This window comes from Kordia sp. SMS9 (genome assembly GCF_003352465.1).
Taxonomy (GTDB): Bacteria; Bacteroidota; Bacteroidia; order Flavobacteriales; family Flavobacteriaceae; genus Kordia.
Map to the genome: position 1 here is coordinate 3,463,364 of NZ_CP031153.1, position 17,991 is coordinate 3,481,354.

The following is a 17,991-nucleotide window of genomic DNA, read 5'->3' on the forward strand; positions in this document are numbered from 1 at the left end:
TAATTTTTAAAAGTGAAACACCAACGGAATGATAAATTGAAAAAAGAGCACCAACAATACTATAGATAGTATATTCAACAAAAACCCAGCGCGCGCCATTTGCGCAACTTTTACATGTCCGCTCGCAAAAACAATAGCATTTGGCGGTGTTGCCATGGGCAACATAAATGCACAGCTAGAAGCCATCGTTACAGGAATTAAAATATGTAAAAGATCAATATTCAATCCGACTGCGACGCCAGCAACCATGGGCGCAAAAATGGCAACCAACGCCACATTGCTCATCAATTCAGTCATAAACAGCATTACAGCAATCAAAATGCTGCAAATTAATAGAATACTAAAGGTTTTATTCGCGCTTACGACTTCGCCAATCATAGCAATAATACCCACATTAGAAAGTGCACTTGCCAATGCCAATCCGCCACCAAACAAGAGTAATATTCCCCAAGGCAAGCGTTCAGTATCTTTCCACGAAAGTATAGAAGTGCTGTTGTGCGTTGCTGTAAAACAAGCAAATGCTGCTACCATACTAATCGTTGTATCGCTTAATGCTAGATTAGGAAAGAGGCTGTTAAGGTAATTTTTCCCAATCCAAAAAAGAATGGCAAGTATAAAAATGATCAAAACAATCACTTCCGACCTGCTAATCTTTCCAAGCTTCTCCATTTCTGAATTTATAATTTCTTTCGATTTTTCAAACGAAGCCAATCGGTTCGGATACATCACTTTTGTCAGAACATAATAGATGAAAAATAACATGATAACGGCAAACGGAATGCCAACAATCATCCATTTTACAAAAGAAATACTATAATTATATTCGTTTTCCATAAAACCTGCCAACACGATATTTGGTGGTGTACCAATCAATGTTGCAATGCCGCCAACATTCGCCGAATAGGCAATTCCTAACATAATACTCAGCGCAAAATTTCGATCATTTTTGGTAAAACCATCCGCATCATCAATCAGTAATTCAATGACAGAGTAGGCAATAGGCAACATGACGACGGTTGTGGCAGTATTGCTAATCCACATGCTCAAAAAGGCTGTTGCAAGCATAAAACCTAAAATGATTTTATTCGGACTCGTTCCTGTCAATTTGATGATGGATAACGCCACGCGTCTGTGCAGGTTTACCTTTTCTAGTGCCAATGCTAAGACGAATCCGCCAAAAAATAGAAAAATAATTGGATGGCCATAATTGACAGCTACTTCTTTAATCGGCATAATGCCTAATAGCGGGTAAAACGTCAATGGAATAAGCGCAGTCACAGAAATAGAAACCACTTCGGTAATCCACCATAATATCATCCATAACGCAATTCCTAAAACTTTATCAGCTTCTGGACTAATGAATTGAAAAGGACTAAAGAAAAATAACAAACAAATTAGTGGACCTAGCGCAAGAATTACTTTTTTCTTCATAGAGTTTATAATGATAATCGTAATGAACGATACTTTCAAGAATTTTGATCACTGCAAAATAAAGAAACCAACGCTTTTTTGTATCAAAATTTTAGTTTTTGTGGGTACATACTAAAAAACGTCATCGTTTTTACACAGATGACGTTTTTCAGTCGTTAAACTAAATATAGTATGTTTGCATGTTTGAATACTCAAAATAATGATTCAAATATAAGTGTAATGTAGTTTTGTTGTACGCGTATTTCTACCTGTTTTTGGTATGATATGATTAAAATTTTAGTGTTAAGAATAATTTCTGCAAGATGTAATTTCAATTTAAACAAAATATTGACATTATTTATAGCCTTACAGATTCTCTAATTAATATTTTCAAAATTTGTTTGAATAAAATTTATACTTACCTTACCAAAAATAAAAATGATGCGAAATATACTCATACTAACTTTTGTAGTTTTCAACCTTTACTTTAGTGATGCACAAACTATTGAGCGTCAAGTTGTAGGTTCGGCTGGAACTACTTTTTCGAATGCTTCCACTACTGTAGATTTTACCGTTGGCGAGGTCGTAACCGGTTCAATTTCTAATGGAACTACCACACTTTCTCAAGGTTTTCAGCAAGAAGCTGTCAAACTTTCTATTATTGTGAATCCTAAAGTGTTTTTACAAGGAGCAGCACTAAATCCATATACAGGAGAAGAGTCATTCATGCGAGATGATTTACGTTCAAATAGTCATATTCCAATAACATCACCATATGGAGATGGAAATACATTAGATTCAGGTATTTTGAGTGTATCTGATCAAAATGCATTGGTTGATTGGGTTTTGGTAGAACTGCGTGATGCAACCGATACTACTCAAATTGTGGCAAGTCAATCTGCTTTGTTGCAACGTGACGGCGACATTCTAAATTCATTATATGATACGCTTGAATTTGAAGTAGCATCTGGAGATTATTTTGTGGTTATCAAACATAGAAATCACTTAGCAATTATGACTTTAGCAACTGTAGCACTTTCAAAAATTGCAACTACGGTAGATTTCACAGATGCATCAAACCAAATCACCTTTGGAAGCAATGCACAAACTACCTTTGGAATGCCAACAGGAGTTGTAGCCATGTGGGCAGGAAATGCAAATACAGATACTGTGGTACAATATTCTGGCACAACACCAGATACACCAATTATCTTATCGGAAGTATTGAATGACCCTGGAAACTTTCTCAACTTTCCAACTTTTTCAATTACGGGGTATAATGTCAACGATGTCAATATGGATGGTGTAGTTCAATATTCAGGGGTAAATCCGGATGTACCATCAATTTTACAAAATGTGTTAGCGCATCCAGGAAACTTTCTCAACTTTAGCACATATCAAATTACGGAGCAATTGCCTGAAAACTAAACAGATTTTATTTCTTTAGTGAAGTGCTTAATTTGCTAAAATTTAAACGTTAAGTAGTCAACGGATAATAGGTGTCAAGTATGGAAATTCCCATGACAGCAGGTAAATGAGACGCTTTATGTACGACAATTTCATCGCCTGTATTAAAATTTCCATAAATGGTTTCAGGAACTGCAATAGTTTTATACGTTGTAACAAGTTTGTAGGTACTACTTTTGCGTCCATTGTTAGAAATTGTTGTAAAAAGCTTGTCAGTGATGTGTGTTTCAATAACATCTTTTCTGCCATTATTTATAGTTTTTTTATAATTAACATACAGCGTACTCACTTTGTACAATTGGTATATAAGAATAATTGGAATTGGGAACAAAAACACAATCAATCCTAATAAATCAACATACATAAGCCCTAAAATTGGGAATGCCATGAAAGCGATTATTGTAAGACGTTTTCGGAGAGCAACTGTATAAAAACCATACATGTTTTCCTGGTCTTCTCGCGTTAATGGTGCTTGTCTTATTCTCGAATTTGGATATTCATTTCGGTGTAGTTTCGGTGTGTTTCGTACCACTTTGACAGCTTCACTTTCGAGTATTTTGTATGATAAAATGGTTTTAGAGTTGGGCGCGACTTCAAAATAAATGGTGTCACCAACTTTAATGCTTGCATACACTGGATATTCAATTTTATGTTCTTCACCATTTACCGTCATGTAAAAATAACGCTTTGTGCTAGTTCTGTTAGAGCGTCTTCCACGACTTCCACTACTTGAAGTGTTTGAAGTGGTTTTTTTAATGTGTAGCTTTTTATCTTCAATAACACCTTCGTAACAGTTTTTAACATCTGCTTTGAGATCTTTGATAAAAATGGACATCATATAGCCAACAATTCCCAAAAAGATCAAACCGAAAATACCAAAAATCACTAGTGGAACTGTTCCAAAACCATCTGTTTTTTGAAGAGCATCACGCACTATAAAGTGGTACATTCCATAAAAAAAAGCGATGACTATGAGAATAAAACTTGATGTGAACCACAGTTTTCCTTTTAGTTTTTTACGATCTGTTTGAGTAAGTTGTTTTTGCATACGATGAAGCTCATTGATGTAGCTAATGTGGCTTTTTTTAGTGAGAGAAACAATACGTAATGTTGCGTATTTTTAGCATGATATGTTATGCCATATCATCGCTTCAATGTAAAATGTCCTGTATACACATTTCCATTCATCGGTCTTTCTACGCGAAACCAGTAATCGCCAGAAGGCATTGGGCGTCCGTTATAGTTTCCGTTCCAACCGATAGATGCTGGATTTAGTGTGGTGAGGCGTTTTCCATACCGATCAAAAATAAAGATTTGTAAAGAAGGATCGCTGTCTGAAGCTATAATTTGCCAATTGTCATTGATGCCATCACTATTCGGTGTGAAAAATCGCGGATAGTTGAGTAAATATGCAGGTTCTGTCACAATTCCACAGTTGTTTTTATCGCGTACATATACGGTGTATTCGCCAGAAAGTAAGTTTTCAAACAGATTGGAATCTGTATAATTAATACCATCTAAAGAATATTCGTAATCGCCCAAACCTTCTACTGCGACTAAAATGGTATTTTGAAAATTTGTCCAATCGGTCACGGTCACATCAATACTCAACGCAGGACCAGATTCTATCACGGTAAAGGTTTTGACATTGCTACAATCGATAGTTTCGCCCAAAGCGGTATACCTATTTCCAATTTCTACGGTATACGTTCCTGGCGTATCTACCACGATACTTTGAGTAGTTTCTGAAGTTGACCAATTGTAAAAATCGGCAGGAATACCAGCAGACAAGGTTACAGTTCCATTGGTACATAAATATAACGTTTCATTTTCGTTAATGATGGGTGTAGCAAGCGCAGTAATTTCAAACTCAACAACATCAAAACAACTGGTATTGGTCGTATCTTCAACACGCGCATATATTTGTTGTGGATTGCTTGTGTTTGTGTATGAAGTACTGATCGTATTTTCATCCATCATCGCATCTTGTGCGCTGAGATGATAGGTGATTTCGTATGTACCTGTGAGTCCATCTAAAATCTGATCATTTTGAGAAGCCAAATTGAAAATTGCTGCATTCGGATCGTCTAAAAAGCTACATTCAAACATGTCGTCTGCTTGATTCGTAATAATTGCAGGTGCAATGGTAATTTCGAAATCAGTTGTATCAAAACACAACGAGTTGTCAGCAGCTTCAATACGTACGAAAAGTTGTTGCGGATTGTTTATTGTTTGAAAATTTGTTGGCAACGCACTGATATCATTTGTAGCATCATCTTGCGAAAGATGATAAGTAATTTCAAAATCATTTACAGATTGACCGCCCAATACTTCCGCATCAAATTGTGCCAAATTTACTACTTCCACACCATCATTACTTTGATCATCACAAAGTTCCACATCATTGACAGTATTCGCAACGGGCAACGGATTTACAATCAGTCGAAAGCTAGTAATGTCAAAACAATTGCTTTGTCCCGCATTAAACACACGCGCAAAAATTTCTTCATTATTTATAGAATTGTCATACGTTAGCGGCAAACGATTTTCATCATTTTCTGCATTTTCGAGCGAAGTATAAAAAGCAACATCAAAGGTTACATCAGATTGCGCACCCAAAGCTTCCATAATTTTTGTGCTTAAATCGAATGTTTCTATTTGATTATTAGAAAGATCGTCACACAATAAAAAATCAGTGACCGAACTCGCTGTCGGAACTTCATAAATAGTAATATTTTTACTGAATTGCCTCATTTCTGCACCAAAATCAATATCAACTGTTATTGTATATGTTCCGATGCTTGAATATGTATGTGAAGGATTTAATCCCGTAGCAGTTGTACCATCTCCAAAATCCCATGAAGCAGCAACAGGCGGATCTGTAGTATTCAATGCAAGATTAGTGACATCGCCCAAGCAGAAATTTTCTAGTTGAATTGTAGCTCCAAAAAAGGATTGTATAAATGTCGGAAGTCCCAATCTACAAGTTCTATTTCCAAGACTGATGGCATCTTCTACATAATTGGCTCCAGTGCCAACTACATCAGGATTTTCAATAACATCTAAAAATTGACTGCCCGAATTTGCCAAATACAATCGTTCATCATTAGCAACTTGAATGGCGCCAATAAAGCTATTTCCTTCGTATAAAATGATACCAGAATTGGTAATATCAGTAGCATTTCCGGCAGTTAAGTCAAACTGATGCACTCGTCCATTTGCGGGACTTATGGGATCGCCAAAATTTAAGTCAGAAACATATAATAATTCTGCATTTGGCGAAAATTCAATGCCATACGCGCCAGATCCTGAATTTGATTGAAAGAATACATTTTCTATTTTTATAGGGTTGGAAATGGTGCCTGTCGCATCATCAAAATCAAAAATTTCTACAAAGCTGTTGTTTCCCCATTGTGCAAGTGCAATTTTTTCTCCATTGGAAGATGTTTTTAAATAGCCAATCGACTCGGCAGAACCACCACTATGTACCGAACCAATATTTTGTGTGATAGCTGTTTCATTGATTCCAGCTACTGTTACTTCATAAATTAAAAACGTATCATTTTGCCAAGAATGACTCAACACCCAAAAATCGGTTCCGTTGGACTTTTGCACGGCAGTAATTTTTTCCGTAGTTGGCGTGGAAAGCAGTACATTTTTTATTATGGTCACATCGCCATCGCCATTATTGAGCGTTAAATCGAATTCAGAATAGCGAAGTCCATTGGTTCCTGCGCCATCATCTACTGTAAAAATGTAATAGATATTTGAATCGCCTGGTTTTGGAACAATTACAGCGGATTGTGTACTGGAACTATTTCCCATCAAGCCTGTTCCGTTTGGTGTAACTTGATGATTTTTATCGTATACAAAACTTCCGTCTGTATAAAAAAGTAATTGTCCACTTCCATTGGAAATTGTTGCAACACCTTCGCTGGTACTCAATGCACCATCAAGTAAGGCTGTTGGTGGCGATGTACTAAAATCCAATCCTGCTGTATCTCCAAAATACCAATTATTTCCTTCGTTTTGTCCAATGGCAGCCTGAAGACAAAAAAGCGTTGCACAAAAAATCAGTTTGTAATATTTTTTCATGTATGTACTAAATATAATCCTTATTTCAATTAAAAAAATAGGATATTATGCTGTTGTTTTTTAGGAATGAAAAAAGAAATTATGGCTAGGCAAACCACATGTTAGGTGTCATTCATGTTTCTTTTTCTTTTCCTACAATGTTTACATTGCTGTTTGGGGATGAATTTTATTTAAAGATACAAAATACTGTTATATGGAAAGTATTTTTTTGGAAAGATGTACTAGAATTCCTTGAATTGATGTTTTTTAAATGTGAAAATTATTGTTTCGAGTTCAGATTTTATTCATCATTTTTATATTCGGTTGTTTTAGGAGGAAAATCAAGTTTAATCCGATCAATAATTTTTTCTCTATGTTGAGCCCATTCTGGATATTCAGTCCATTTTTCTTCAGTTTTAAAAAACAAAACCTTTCTTATTTTTCCAATTAACATTTCTCCGTCAATTTTAATGCCTTTCCATTCGTTTCCTATCTTTTCTTGATATGAAATGGCATCTCTTCCAAGCGATCGAATTCTCCATCCTCTTTTAGTATCTTTCGGCTTTATGAATAGAAAATAATTCATGAATATTAGTAGTAAAGCCACTACGATGAATGCCACTATGATTCCAATGATATATAAAACTATTTTGATCATGACCTGTTTTTGTGATGAAAGATAACACCGTAAAAACTACCATTTTCTACTAAAAACAGCAAAGTTATGGAAAGTATTTTATATCACTCCAACACCGAATAATATTGCGTGATGAAACGCACATATACATACGCTGTGTCTGCTTGTACTTTGAAACGTAATTGTTGATTCGCTTTATCATGCCAAAAAATAGTAGAATCCTTCTTATATTTCGCTTCATCGCCAAAAAATTCTTGCATAATTCCACGTTTGTAACGATCGTCGTATTTCCAAACAATCCAGTTGTCTTCTTCGGAAATATTGCTGTTGGTTGCTGCCTTTTTTATCGTTTTTCTTTTTTTGATAGAAGCACCATTTTTGAGCGTTTGCCAGTTGTGTAATAGCATGAGCAAACTATCTTTCTTCATTTTCAAAATGGTTCGGTTTTGCTCAAAAGCGACATCTTCGTTGAGTTCAATGGTGCTTTTTTCTGCGGAATGACTCCAAAGAATCCAAGTGCCAAAAAGAAGTACCATAAAAAATACAATGCTTATGAGTTTGAGTTGTGTATGTTTTGATCGCTTTTTCATAACGTATAGTACAATTTAAAGGATTCTGAATTTGTAATGAGTTGTATCAATTTTTGCTGTTTTTTCTGATATTCCCAGTTTTTCACATTGTTGATCGTCAATAACATCGTATACAATTTGGGTTCGGTTTTATAGGTTTGTAAGGTCAAATCTACATCGCTAATAACCACGACAAGCGATTTGTCATTAATGCCACCTTCTTTGCTATTATGCGTTCCCGTTTTGGCGTAAATGTAAAATGTAACTTCTTCTTTCGTTTTCGGTTTTTTAAACGTTACCGTATTTTTATAGCCAAAAACACCTTTTGCCGTTCCTTTTTTGGGAACATTGTGCATGGCTTTGTAAATATTATTTTTCACAAAATTTTGATACGTTTCTGTATTCCAGTCTTTGGTAGCAAACATCAAGTTGTGGTACGTGCTGTCTTTTTGTTCTTGAATGGACGCTTTTACATTCGAATTGAGTTTGAACAAACGCACCATATTTTCCAACATTCCCAACTGTGTCAGCTCAAAAGGACTTCCACCTTTGGCAGGATTGATGATGTTGCTTCTCAAATTTTCACCCGCAATATTTGTAGCATTTTTGATAAATGCTTGCTTTTCAGGAAAAACCCATTGGTAATTAAAATTACTATTCCGAATGGCGTTGCTAAACAATGCTTCGGTTTTATAAAACGTATTTATTTTATTTTCACTGTTAAACACGACAAAAGAAGAATCTACAGAAGTGTTGATTTTCTCGCGAGACGTATCAAAATCAAAATTATTGATCAATCCTGATTTCAAAATATAATCGGTATTGTTCACGTCTTTGGGAAGCTTCTCGTAAAAATCTTCCGAAAGTACATACAAACGCTTATTGATAGCCATTCTAGGAAAACGTTCGCGCATTTTTAAAGTGTCTGAATCCGGTCTGAAAAGTTCGGTTTTATAGTTTTGCAATCTTTTTTTAGAATAACTTCCCAATAAGACCATCAAGCCATTGTACGAGTTTCTCGATTGTAAAATGTAGTTTTCATTGTCAATTTCTCCCAAAAATTCACCACTTTTTTCCAACCAATACGATACCAAACGTTTGTTTCCAAAATAACGCACTTGATCGCCCGAAAGTCCTTTTTTTGTAGGTTTTGATAGAATTTCAGGACTATTAATATTATTTAGTTTAATGGCTTTCCAGTCCAATTGATGTTGCGACGTAATCGCGCTGTACACAATGGGTTTAATAGTAGATCCAAAACCGCCAGAAGCGTTCATTTTTCGAATATTTCGAGTGCCAAGTGTTAAATCTTCTTGTCTTGTATTAAAATAGATTTCTTCATAAATCTGATTCAATTTTCGATAATCATTCGGGTTGATTTTATAGTTTTCTTTGCTGCGATTGTAATCAAACATGGCACGCACATGACCTTCGCCATCCATGACGGTGAGAAAGAAATCATCGTGAATCTCATTATTAATTGCCAAATCGTGCAAATCTTGCTGCAATTGGTAATCAAATGTGGAACGTTTGGCTGCTTTCGGAGGCGTTTTTTCATAATTTTTCTCCAATAATTTGGAATAATTATACGCCCAAATCATGCCTTTTCCTAAGGGATAGAAAAAACGCTGCTTCCCATTATAATTATAATTTAACGCTAGATAATTTTCCGCATTGTAATTCACGCGTAAAGGTTTATAGTCTTCAATTTTTAAAATATCTCCATTGGTCAAGATAAAATCTGAGAAACTTGCGGTATTTTCTTCTTTGTAAATGCGCGTACGGTTTGAAAGTGTAATGCGTTTTACTTTCTTTGCGTTGCTAATTTTTGCCACAATCGCATCATCTTCTGAAAATAACCATTTGCTGGGCACACGATATAATTTAATCAAGTTCGATTTGGCAAACGAACGTCCAAATAATTTCCGATCTAACGGAATGGATTCGTACTCTTTTGTATTTCGATCAATCAATTGCCCGCGTTTAAAAATAGAATCGCGCTTTTTCTGTTGTACAGGTTGTAAATAATACTGATTCGGAGTTTCCATCGCGAGTACATCGCCACGCCAATTCGGATTGTCTTTTGAGCTTTCAAAAATAGGTTTGATGCGGTAATAACTGCTATTCACTACAAATTCAAACTGATCGGTATAGCGTTTTTTGCGAATGTGTAAAATGTGTTCCAAGTTTTTCGCTTCGTTCATGTCAAAACTTTTCAATGCCGATTTTAAATACTTTGCATCACGCGGTTGCGACACATAATTGTTCACCATCGTATCAATTTTTTGAAAACGCGCTTCTTCTGTTTTTCCCAAATATGCATCTAACATTTCAGGAACATGTTTGTAGTTCAAACTTGGCAAGCGTTGTAAACGTTTGTATTCCTGTTGAACACTTCTAAAGTTTGCATTCAGAATGTCTACAAAACCTTTCAAGCGTTCAACTGGCTGTGTGGCTTCATGCGTAATCATATTTGGATCGTCCATCGCATTTGTGGTACTGAATACTTTTCCACCAATCATGAAAACCAACAAACCGACCAAACCAATTGCAGGAATGCGCAATTGTGCAGGCGCTTTTTCCTGAACATCGTCTATGTTTTTATAGTCAAGATGATAAATAATGTAACCGATCAATACGAACGGAATGACAATCGCAGCTTTTCCTGTGAGCGTTAAAAAAGGAAAATCTTGTCCAATGAAAATCACGCTGTTCAAACAAACCAAATACATGATGACGCTCAAAATGACAAAGAGTGCAATCGCGCCAAGCGTCTTAAAATAGGCGATCGGATCTGCATATTTTTTCGGATAGTAATAATATCCAACAACCAATAACAAGGCTAAAAAATGTGCAATTAATAATATTGGCAACCAAATATTGTGTTCAAAAATTAAATAGCGCAATACTACAAATTCCCGCGTCTGCACTGTCAAACTTACACCTCTGGAATTGTATTGTGTTCGAATGTTTGGAAATGTGTACCCAGCTTTGTTTTTCACGCGCTCGTACAAGTGATTGTTGGCAAACCAATGACTTTCCGAAGCCCACAAAATGCGACGTGCTTTGGTAGAATTGAAATCTGCGTCCAACAACATTTCTCCTGGTGTTGTATAGATTATTTTTCCTCTGGCGGCAATTCGTCCACTGCTTACATTTTGCAAACCAGGAATTTGTGGAATGATGTAATGCGCAAAGAAAACCGACAAAAATATGCACAAGTACAACACAGATTGAAAAGCATATTTGAAGCGTTTTTTCGGTTTTTGTTTGAGCAGGAAATAACTGTTTTTTATCAAAAAATACAACGAACCCATTGCGAGCGCAATCAGGCAGAATCCTGCATCAAAGAACAGATACAGAAAGACATACATGCCAAAATTAGGCAAACGTTTGACAAACATCAACCAAATGGAATCATCGGGATTTTCTAAAATTTTGCTGTCAATGTACATAAACGCAAACAACGGCAGTAGGATGGAAGCTAAGATGAATACAAAGCTGATAGCAACTTTTGCAATGAATAAAACTAGAAAAACTGCCAACCAAATTCCTGCCAATACACTAATTTTTAGGAACAATGGTTTTCGGTTGATGGTATGCACAATTTTTTCTAGCAAATGTGCAAACGGAATTCGGACTTCGTGTGTTTTTAAGTATAAATAAGCAAAGCGAAATACCAAGAATCCAATCAAGGAAATCAGCGTCCACACAAAGGATTCCATGCTTTGCAGTTTTTCAAATTCAAAGAATGTGATGTTTTCCAACGGAGGAAACGCGTACATGCGCCACAACAAATAAATTCGAACTGTCAAAAATACCGTGAGTATCCAATAGATCGAAAATTCAATTTTTAGGACATTGTGGAGTTTGGCTTCTATTGTGTCTCTTTTTCCTGAAAACCCAATGCTTTTTTTCCAGTGATGCATCAAAAAGTAAAAACTTAAAGAAGCCAAACACAAGATGAAAAACGGCAGCCAAAACCAACGTGTCAATGTATTTTTATTGAAGTTTTTGACTTGCACGATATAATCCACCGCTTTGGTGTTTGTTTTGAGAAAAAACGGTTCGTTTTCCTGAACTTTTTCTAATTGCAGTTCGCCAGAATTGTTGTCAATTTTAATCGCGTTGAGTTGTGTTTGTCCGTCTTCAATGGCATATTTTATAGACGCATTGATGTGATGGCGATTGTTGAACGTATTGCGTCCTTCAAAATTAATAACACCATCGTATTCACGTGAACTTTTGATGATCGCATCTACGGAAGTGGAAATGAGCAATTCCGCCGTAGCAATGGTATCATTTTGATACAACGGATAGCGAATAGGCAATTTATACCGCAATTGTGAGCGATTTTCACGATAGTTGAGTTGAAATTTTTCAGTTTGATTTTGTCCAATTCCGATATAGAAATAACTGTTATTTTTGAGCGTTATTTTTTGCGGTTTTGTCTGTGGTTGCAGAATTTTGTTCCCTAAACTTGCTGCTGTCTTGTCCAACAATTTTCCCGTATACAAGTGCAAAGCAGTGGTTTTTTTACCGTTAGGATTGCTGTAAATCGTGTTGCGAATGATATACGTTTCTTCCAAGGCTTCAATTTCACTTTCGGATAATTCAATGTCAAAACACGCTTCTACCATGTCCAATATCGGATAGCCAATGTGCAATTTGTTCCGTTTGATGGTGTCAATAACTTTACTGCCGTTTTTTATATTTTCATCAAATTCAAAGATGAAATAGTGTTCCTTTTTTTCGTCCAAATAGTACGAACAGGCTAATTTCCGATTGTTAGAAAACTGAATTTCAAAGATTTCTTCGGGTGTCCAAATAGGAAGCGAATCGTTGGCAATTTTGTAATTGGTTCCTGCATTATTCACGGAAATCAACAAGGGTTTTCCTAAATCTTGGTACGTGATTTGAAAAGGCGTTTCTGTGTTGAGCGAATCTACCGTAATGAAAAATTGCCCTTGTTGCTCGTCAAAAAGTGCGTTTGCAGGTTTGTTTGCATTTAGCAAATTTAATGTGTGCGCATTGGAAAAATCATAACCTAAATGTTCAATGGCGTGGGTTTCCACGTTTTTGTAGAATTCTGTATCGCTTGAACGAATGTAGCGCGCCAACACCCAAACGCTTAAAACGAGCATGATTGTCAACGAAAATAGCATCATTTTTTTGCCGTGATTTTCGGGTGATGCAAACAGCAAAACAACCAATAACAAAACGATACTTATGAGCAAATAAAAACTGAGCATGGGACTTTTTTTTAGTGTAAACTTTTCAATTCTTCGTTGATGTCAATGCCGTCAATCAAGTGTTCTACTTCGTTGACGCCATTTTTGTGCAAAAACGCCACCATAGTGTTTAGGTAGCTTGTTGCCGAATTTGGATTGTAGTTTTCTTTGGGAATTTCGCTCAATGCTTCTCCGCGTAAAATACTGCGAATATTGCCTTCGGTTTGTGCATCGGCGCTCCAATTGTCGTTGATGAACTTTGCTAAATCCATCACGTTGAACGCAATAAATGCCAAGCGTTTTGTCAATTCAAGGTGATCAAAATTTCGTGCTTTATTTTGGAATTCTTTGATGTGCAAATCGTACATGTTGGCAAAATAGGTCTCTACCAATTTGTTATTATTATCGCTGATTTTCTTTGCAGTTTTTAAAGTTGTATAGGCTTTTTCGGCTTGTGCTTTGATGGTTTTGATCGAACTTTCAGCTTCTTTTTGAACTTTTTCAAGTTGTAATTCGTTTGCGTGTTGAAGTTGCTGCGTTTTTTCTGCAAATTGTGTCAATACTTTGTTTAATACATCTTCTTTTGTATTGGTGATGTTGTGATAGCATTCTTGAATTTGCGCTAGTTTTTTCGTATTGTTTTCTTCTTTTTGAATGGTTTTCTGTTTGTCGGAAATCGTTTCTGCTAACACTTTCCACTTCAAATTTTCCACTTGAAAAGTAGTTGACCAAGTATGTAAATGCAGTAATAATTCTGAAATTGTGTTGGCATTTTGGATGCCGTTTTTGAAATCGGAATTTATTTTTTCTATAGATTGCAACTTTTCTTTTTGTACAATTAATTGTGCGATTTGTGATGGAAAAACTTCTTTCAACGAGTTTAGGAATGTTTCATCCTTTTTATCTTTTGCAGTTAAGATTTTTTTGGTGATTTCTTTGTGCTCGATGAGAAATGTCAATTCTTTCTCCACAGCAGCTTTCCACGGAAGTTTTGAAGCTTCTTGCAAGGAATTGATCTTCCGTATGCTTCGTTGCATGATTTCCTCCGCAGTTCGTTTCGGCGTTTTTTCTTTGTGGCTGACAGGAATTTTGTTTTTCGGAATTTGTTCTCGAACTATTAAAAATAACGATGTTAGCATTCCTACAATCAACAAAATTTGTGAAGTCAATTCATTGTCATTTTCAGAAACTGTATTGGTAGTTTCCTGAACGGCAGTGTTTTTTAGGTTTTCTTTGAACTGACTGATTTGTTGTAATGAATCGTTTTTGTGTTCTGCTCGTGATCTTTTATGATCAAACTTATAAAAACTGGAAGTTGCAGTGTATTTCTCGCTATTTTTGGAAATTGTGTAATACAAGTTATTGAGCTGTCCTGCTTTTAAATATTCGAGCGTACTCCACAAAAAGAAATGAATGGCTTTGGTTGTATTTGCGGGAACTTGTGCATTGTTTTGCGTTATTTTTTCACGACGAAGTGTATTGAATTTTTCTGCGAATTCGGCACTCCAACCTAATAATGCTGGAAATTTAGACGATGTATAGTTGTTTTCCGTCCATTTGGAATTGGCGTTTAATAGCATGTTTCCCAAATTGGTAGTGGTAAAAATTTTCAAGTTGTCAAACGTGCTGTTAAAATCATACGAATTCGTTTCATTCAGCGTCAATTGTAGTTGAGAAACTTCTGAAGCATCATTTTTCAGAAGATAGATTTGCACCGTTTTTCCACGTTTTTTGAAGTAGAGGAGTTGTGTGCTATCGTTGACGTTTCTTTGTAAGTCTGCAAATTCCGTTTGCAGTGCGTTGTATGCTTGTAAGTTAAGCTTCTTGGCAATATCAACATCGTCTATGGAAGTTTCTGCGGAAGCGGCAGGCAACTGCTTTTCAATATGTTTTGGCGATTTTGTCACAAGGAACAACAAGATAAAAATCGCTAAAAGGACTGAGTACAGCAGCGTATTTGTATTTTTTTTAGTCATCATGAGTTTCGTGATTTTAATTGCCTAACAATTCGCTTGCACTTTTTTTGTAGTCGTTTGAAACTTCCACAGTTTCTAGCAAACTTTCAACATCTTTTGGTTCTTTTCGCGTGGAAACTTTTGGTATTTGTCGAAGGTGTTCTTGCGTTTTTGGCAATATGGTTTGCGTTCCTAAGTGCGACATGTCTTTGAGAAACTGCGCATACATTTCGGAATTTGCCAACGATTTCCCTGGGCCAAACAGCGTTTCTTCCAAGAAATTGCCGATAACATTGTAATCTTTGTTGAGTTTCGGAATGGCTTTGTACAATTTGTGATTGCTACTTTCCAGTAAAAAAGCGGCGTCCGATTGCATTCCCAAATAATAGATATGCGTGATTTCTTCTTCTTGTTTTCGTTCGCTGAGATTCGTTTCTGGTTCATAGCGGTAATTGAATCTGTGCAACTGTTTTTCGTCAATTTCCACGCCTGTAAACAAGGAATTGCTTTCCGATTCATTGTCAAACGTAATCAGCAAATTGCTATTCGAATTCACCGAAAAATTCGTAATCGCTTCCAAGTTGATGGCTTTTTTCTTTAAATCCATCGCGCCCAACAAATCTGGAAAAACCACAGATGTATATTCGTTGGTTTTTCGAAACATCTTTTTAATGTTTTTGTGTTTTACTTTCGATTGTAGTTCCGTTTCAAGTTGTTTTCGGAACGGATCAAAATTCATGGCACGTCCGCTTAGTACTATGTATTTGATGTCAGTGATCAGTTCGGTTGGGTTGCCAATAATCAAATTGTTGATGAAGGTTTGCACTAAGTGATTGGACTTTTCTGCAATGAATGCTTTGCAACGTTTCAGTGTAAAATTCCACGCATTTTTTTGATCTAAATAGTCAAAACTGTTTTGCAAGATGCGAATTGCTGCACGTGTATCATCATTTTGAATGTGTTTTAAAAACTGCTGAAAGAAGGTTTCTTTTTCAATGTCGCGCGCATTTTCAATCGAATAATTGATTTTTAATCGTTCAAAAAATTCTTCTAACACGAGTGCTTGTACCATGTCCACTTTTTGCACAAACAGACAGTATTTTTCAGGATTTCCGTATTGTTCCGTAAACAAACTTCCCATCGCTTTTAGAAAAATATTGGTCAAATATTGTCCTGCACCTGCCATGCCACCGCGATCAACACAGTTGTACAATCCTTTTCCGTTGTAGTCTAAAATAGAATAATCAATCGTGCCTTTTCCCGCATCAATAATTAGAAAGCGTTCGTCATCCGTTGTTCCCATGTCAATGCGTTCGTTGTCAATCCAAAGTGAATTGTTGCTCAAATAACCAATTAACGATGCATCACTTTCCGAAATGGCAAACGTTTCCACAACTACTGGATTTTGAAGTGTTTCCGTGTCTCCATCTTCCGAAAAATACTGCTGCATGAATTCCTTATTAAAGGTTTCATTGAGACTTCTCAAAATAGTATTTACACGATCTTGATCGTAAATATTTGGCATCAAAAGTAACAAACGCATGAACAACACATCTTTGCCAGTTTTCATCTCGCGCGTGCCAATATCAATGAGTGTTTTGTAAATGTAGGAAGTCAGCGCGATCAAGTTTCCTCTGCGTCGCGTATTTCCGAGTTTTCCATTTAATTGAATGGTTGCTGTTTGTTTCGGATCTAAATACGCCAGTTTTAGATTGCCAATCATAGTTAAGTTGTCTTGAATGTTTTCCACATACAATTCACGTTCATTGATTGCCGAAGAAGCTACGTCATAGTTGCGCTCGTGCGTTTTCCATTGCCAAAGCATTTGATTGCTTCCGTTGCGATTGGCAAGTCGTTCTTGATCCAAAAATGTACGATCAGACAAGAGTGCCATCACACAGGAAGGATCGTCGTAATGACTTGATAAATCGCCTTTTTTCTTGTAAATGATCTTTCCTGTTTTGTATAAATAGGAATCTTCTTTGTGCTGATCGCGTTGAATGTACGCCGTTTTTTGATCGCCAACGTTGAGATTTGTATAGCCTTTTTTAATTTCGTCAATAATGGAAATATTGCTGGGTTCTTCTGAGGCATTCGAAGCAGTTTCCTCATTTGGCGGAATGTATGCCATCTGTGTTGCTTCTGAACCTAAATCAATATTGAGACTTCCGTATTTGTTTTTTTCTTTCGTTACGATGAAATAACAAGCACCGAAACGGGTTTCTTCGTTTGCTGAATTGTAGATAAAACGCACGTGAATTCCGCCCCAATCGGACAATTTTCGGATACTCTCTCCTGTAAAACTAAGTTTTAAACCGCGCTTTTTTACATGATTTGTTTCGCCCATAAAATAGGTGCCAATGTCACTTTGTTCGTTTTCTAGCACATCGCCCAAACCAATGGTGACTTCCCAAATAGGAATGTTATTGACCTTACGAACAGCTTTTTCAGCTAAAATTCTTGGCTGTAATGGTGTTTTTTGTGCTGTTTTTGGAATGAGAAATGTGTCTTCCAAAATATTCAAAATCAATTTGTTATAGCTGTTCACCACAATAAAAGCAGGATCGTACCAAGGTTTTGGATCAATGCTTAGATTGATGGACAAATCTTTGTGTGCCGTGGATATTTGTAAAAACTTGTTATTCATT

9 protein-coding genes are annotated in these 17,991 nt (G+C 36.1%); 1 reads left to right on the forward strand and 8 read right to left on the reverse strand.

Features of this window, described 5'->3' with window-relative positions:
• Positions 1-6 precede the first annotated feature (6 nt).
• A complete protein-coding gene (locus tag KORDIASMS9_RS14590) occupies positions 7-1,431 on the reverse strand; it encodes a DASS family sodium-coupled anion symporter (protein ID WP_114905256.1) in 1,425 nt (474 codons plus the stop codon).
• 417 nt (positions 1,432-1,848) lie between these two features.
• Here KORDIASMS9_RS14590 and KORDIASMS9_RS14595 point away from each other — a divergent pair, with 417 nt between their 5' ends.
• Positions 1,849-2,838 carry a hemagglutinin protein gene (locus KORDIASMS9_RS14595; RefSeq protein WP_240321056.1) on the forward strand — a complete coding sequence of 330 codons (990 nt, stop codon included), beginning with the start codon at positions 1,849-1,851 and terminating at the stop codon, positions 2,836-2,838.
• 49 nt (positions 2,839-2,887) lie between these two features.
• Here the strand turns inward: KORDIASMS9_RS14595 and KORDIASMS9_RS14600 are convergent, their stop codons facing one another.
• From KORDIASMS9_RS14600 to KORDIASMS9_RS14630, 7 genes are all read right to left on the reverse strand, one after another.
• Entirely contained in the window at positions 2,888-3,925 is a 1,038-nt protein-coding gene (locus tag KORDIASMS9_RS14600) for a hypothetical protein (RefSeq protein ID WP_114903550.1), read from the reverse strand.
• Positions 3,926-4,020: 95 nt separating this feature from the next.
• A complete protein-coding gene (locus tag KORDIASMS9_RS14605; RefSeq protein ID WP_114903551.1) occupies positions 4,021-6,972 on the reverse strand; it encodes a T9SS type B sorting domain-containing protein in 2,952 nt (983 codons plus the stop codon).
• 280 nt (positions 6,973-7,252) lie between these two features.
• Positions 7,253-7,609, reverse strand: a complete 357-nt coding sequence (locus KORDIASMS9_RS14610; protein WP_114903552.1) for a hypothetical protein — start codon at positions 7,607-7,609, stop codon at positions 7,253-7,255.
• Positions 7,610-7,692: 83 nt separating this feature from the next.
• Positions 7,693-8,178 (reverse strand): hypothetical protein, encoded by a 486-nt coding sequence (locus KORDIASMS9_RS14615; protein WP_114903553.1) that lies wholly within the window; start codon positions 8,176-8,178, stop codon positions 7,693-7,695.
• On the reverse strand, positions 8,175-13,325 hold the full coding sequence (locus tag KORDIASMS9_RS14620; RefSeq protein WP_205317996.1) for a hypothetical protein: 5,151 nt from the start codon (positions 13,323-13,325) through the stop codon (positions 8,175-8,177). The genes KORDIASMS9_RS14615 and KORDIASMS9_RS14620 overlap by 4 nt, the downstream gene beginning before the upstream one ends.
• Positions 13,326-13,420: 95 nt before the next feature.
• Positions 13,421-15,367, reverse strand: a complete 1,947-nt coding sequence (locus tag KORDIASMS9_RS14625) for a hypothetical protein (protein WP_162819975.1) — start codon at positions 15,365-15,367, stop codon at positions 13,421-13,423.
• Between the two features lie 13 nt (positions 15,368-15,380).
• Positions 15,381-17,990 (reverse strand): hypothetical protein, encoded by a 2,610-nt coding sequence (locus KORDIASMS9_RS14630; RefSeq protein WP_114903556.1) that lies wholly within the window; start codon positions 17,988-17,990, stop codon positions 15,381-15,383.
• Position 17,991: the final 1 nt, after the last annotated feature.

Excerpts from the sequence above, each read along its gene's own strand:
- KORDIASMS9_RS14625 (WP_162819975.1), bottom strand. The coding sequence starts at position 15,367 with ATGATGACTAAAAAAAATACAAATACGCTGCTGTACTCAGTCCTTTTA.
- KORDIASMS9_RS14595 (WP_240321056.1), top strand. The coding sequence starts at position 1,849 with ATGATGCGAAATATACTCATACTAACTTTTGTAGTTTTCAACCTTTAC.
- KORDIASMS9_RS14620 (WP_205317996.1), bottom strand. The coding sequence starts at position 13,325 with ATGATGCTATTTTCGTTGACAATCATGCTCGTTTTAAGCGTTTGGGTG.
- KORDIASMS9_RS14600 (WP_114903550.1), bottom strand. The coding sequence starts at position 3,925 with ATGCAAAAACAACTTACTCAAACAGATCGTAAAAAACTAAAAGGAAAA.
- KORDIASMS9_RS14590 (WP_114905256.1), bottom strand. The coding sequence starts at position 1,431 with ATGAAGAAAAAAGTAATTCTTGCGCTAGGTCCACTAATTTGTTTGTTA.
- KORDIASMS9_RS14615 (WP_114903553.1), bottom strand. The coding sequence starts at position 8,178 with ATGAAAAAGCGATCAAAACATACACAACTCAAACTCATAAGCATTGTA.
- KORDIASMS9_RS14605 (WP_114903551.1), bottom strand. The coding sequence starts at position 6,972 with ATGAAAAAATATTACAAACTGATTTTTTGTGCAACGCTTTTTTGTCTT.
- KORDIASMS9_RS14610 (WP_114903552.1), bottom strand. The coding sequence starts at position 7,609 with ATGATCAAAATAGTTTTATATATCATTGGAATCATAGTGGCATTCATC.
- KORDIASMS9_RS14630 (WP_114903556.1), bottom strand. The coding sequence starts at position 17,990 with ATGAATAACAAGTTTTTACAAATATCCACGGCACACAAAGATTTGTCC.